Here is a 2,818-nt window from a genome sequence, read left to right on the forward strand (position 1 = left end):
AGACTATAGAGAATAATAACCATAACTGAGAATATTTTGTGTGCATCGATTATATTTTAACAAAAACCGTTCCGTTTTTGTTTTCACAGTTTTATATTAATAACTGATAAAACGATGTAAAGTACAATAGCTGCGGCGAATCCGCCGAATCCGAATAATGTAATAAAGACTATTGCTCCTAATAAAAGAATATACCGTATGTAATTATTGCGCAATGATAAGTCTTTAAATTTTAAAGAAAACATCGGCAATTCGGATACCAATAAATAGGAAAAGATTAGGATCAAACAGCCTAATACATAAATATTGAATCCGTTTTCAAGTCCCCAAAAGCAAACTCCGATCCAGAAAAGTGCATCAGCCGGAACCGGTAATCCGATGAAAGACGTAGTTTGACGTGTATCGATATTGAATTTGGCCAGTCTCAAACCGGAGAAAACCGGTATTAAGAATGCTAAATAAGGGAAGTATTCTCGAATGAATATCGGATATTCGGGAGTGATTAATTGTCCGGTAAAAGAGAATATTAAGATACCTGGAGCCATGCCGAAACTGATCAGGTCTGCTAAAGAATCCAACTCTTTTCCCATAGGGGAGTAGGCATTTAATAATCGGGCGGCAAATCCGTCCATAAAGTCGAACAGTGCAGCCAGACAGATAAACAGAGCCGATGTTTCAAAATCGGTTTTAAATGCGAAAAGACAAGCAAAACATCCTGATAGTAAATTCAGACATGTAATTGTATTGGGTATGTGGACTATAATTTTTTTCATAATGATGTCATTTAGGCCTTGTCTTTTCCTGTTTTTCGACAAAGCTATAATCTGGCAATTTGAGTTATATTCCCTGTCGTTTTGTCATTTAATTTGACAAGAACCTCTGTCCCTAAAGGAAGAAATACATCTACGCGGGAACCGAATTTTATGAACCCCATATGTTCGTTTATATGACATTTATCTCCGACTTCTGCATAGGTGACAATGCGGCGTGCCATAGCTCCGGCAATTTGACGCATAAGAATTTCTTCACCTTTATCTGTTTTGATAACTACTGTAGAACGTTCGTTTTCTGTACTTGATTTGGGAAGATATGCTGCCATAAAACGTCCGTTTTGGTGGCTTACATGAGTTACCGTTCCGTTTACCGGAAACCAGTTGGCATGTACGTTGAATATGCTCATGAAAATAGATACCTGAATTCTTTTATCATGGAAATATTCATTTTCCATAACCTCTTCTACGGCTACGATCGTACCATCGGCGGGGGCTACGATGCTGTTTTCTATATCTCCTTTATAATGTCTTTTGGGTGATCTGAAAAAATTGAGAACCAATAAAAAGAATATGATCGAAATTACAAGAAAAGGGATAGAAACATAATGTATGTTTATAAAATAGTGAATGAGGCTATTCAGTATCAGTAAGATAATACATAATATAATAAGTATGTTTTGTCCTTCCTGATGTATTTTCATTTTCATAATATCGCAACGTAAAAATTTATCATGCAAAAGTAATGACATTTTATGGAATAGCAAAAGAACTCTTTTAAAATCTTATAGACAGGCTTTCAGAGACAGTCCGAATTTTTCGATGAATTATATATCTGGACTTTTTGAATATCTTTTCTGAATTTATGAAATATACCCTGTAAAATATTCTTGAATGTCTATCTTTGTAACTTGAAATAAAAAGAACGCTTAACATGAGACAAACTCGTAATAATAGAAAAAGCAATAGAAGATATAATCAGGAAAGTTCGGTAAAGACATATTCGGTGCAGGAAGGTCCTGTCAAATTGTTGGATTATCTGTTCTCGTTGTTTCCTGAAAAGAGTAAGACAACGGTAAAGTCTCTTTTGTCCCATCGTCAGGTTGCAATAAATAATATTCCTACGACACAGTTCGATGATCTTTTGCATTCCGGTGATGAATTGGCGATAAATTTTGAAAGAGGATTTAGGGTGTTTAAGCATAGTCGTCTGCGTATTGTGTACGAAGACGAGTTTTTGATTGTCATTGATAAAGGATACGGACTTCTTTCGATGTCAACAGACCGCATTAAAGAAAAAACAGCCTATCATATACTTAGCGATTACGTGAAAGCAGATGATCCTGCCGGCAGAATATTCATTATCCATCGGCTCGATCGGGATACTTCCGGGTTGATGATGTTTGCCAAAAGCCAACAGATTCAGGAAACTATGCAACGGTCTTGGAACGATATGGTGCTGGACCGACGTTATGTTGCAGTTGTGGAAGGTGCTTTCGATAAAGATAAGGGAGAGGTTTCTTCTTATCTTGCCGAAAATGCTGCTTATGAGGTTTATTCTACACAGAATAAGGATGAGGGACAATATGCGCTTACTCGCTATGAGGTGCTCAAAAGCAATGGAAAATTTTCTTTAGTAGAATTGCAATTGGCCACCGGACGGAAAAATCAGATTCGGGTACACATGAAAGATTTAGGACACAGCATTATCGGAGATAAAAAATATGGAGCTACATGCAACCCTTTAGGACGTTTGGCTCTTCATGCTTCTCGTTTGAGGTTCGTTCATCCCGTAACGAGGAGAGACATGTTTTTTGAAACGCCGATTCCTGCTAAATTCAGGTATATTGTAAAAGGTCGATGAAAAAGATGCGGGTAAGAGGCTCGTTTTGAGAATACTTTTCGCTCGCTACTTTTTAATAACACAAATAATCTTATTAACTTTGCATACTTTTTTTATTAAAGTGCGGTTTTTGGTCATTTGTTTTTATTATTTTATGACGTTGAGAAAATAAATTATATAAGCAGCAAGGTGAATTTTCTTTACC

General features: G+C 36.3%; 3 protein-coding genes. 1 reads left to right on the forward strand and 2 read right to left on the reverse strand.

What is annotated here, in order from left to right; translation table 11 throughout:
- Window positions 1–83 precede the first annotated feature (83 nt).
- Both pssA and AC1WHX_RS11705 read right to left on the reverse strand, forming a co-directional pair.
- On the reverse strand, window positions 84–773 hold the full coding sequence (pssA, locus tag AC1WHX_RS11700) for a CDP-diacylglycerol--serine O-phosphatidyltransferase (RefSeq protein ID WP_278582708.1): 690 nt from the start codon (window positions 771–773) through the stop codon (window positions 84–86).
- 44 nt (window positions 774–817) lie between these two features.
- Window positions 818–1,474, reverse strand: coding sequence for a phosphatidylserine decarboxylase family protein (locus AC1WHX_RS11705; RefSeq protein ID WP_031258917.1), 657 nt, complete (start codon window positions 1,472–1,474; stop codon window positions 818–820).
- 230 nt (window positions 1,475–1,704) lie between these two features.
- Here AC1WHX_RS11705 and AC1WHX_RS11710 point away from each other — a divergent pair, with 230 nt between their 5' ends.
- Window positions 1,705–2,634 carry an RluA family pseudouridine synthase gene (locus AC1WHX_RS11710; RefSeq protein WP_022602811.1) on the forward strand — a complete coding sequence of 310 codons (930 nt, stop codon included), beginning with the start codon at window positions 1,705–1,707 and terminating at the stop codon, window positions 2,632–2,634.
- Window positions 2,635–2,818 lie beyond the last annotated feature (184 nt).

It is taken from the genome of Coprobacter sp., assembly GCF_982436375.1.

Bases quoted from the DNA above. Each gene is read 5' to 3' on its own strand.
- pssA (WP_278582708.1), bottom strand. From the start codon at position 773: ATGAAAAAAATTATAGTCCACATACCCAATACAATTACATGTCTGAAT.
- AC1WHX_RS11705 (WP_031258917.1), bottom strand. From the start codon at position 1,474: ATGAAAATACATCAGGAAGGACAAAACATACTTATTATATTATGTATT.
- AC1WHX_RS11710 (WP_022602811.1), top strand. From the start codon at position 1,705: ATGAGACAAACTCGTAATAATAGAAAAAGCAATAGAAGATATAATCAG.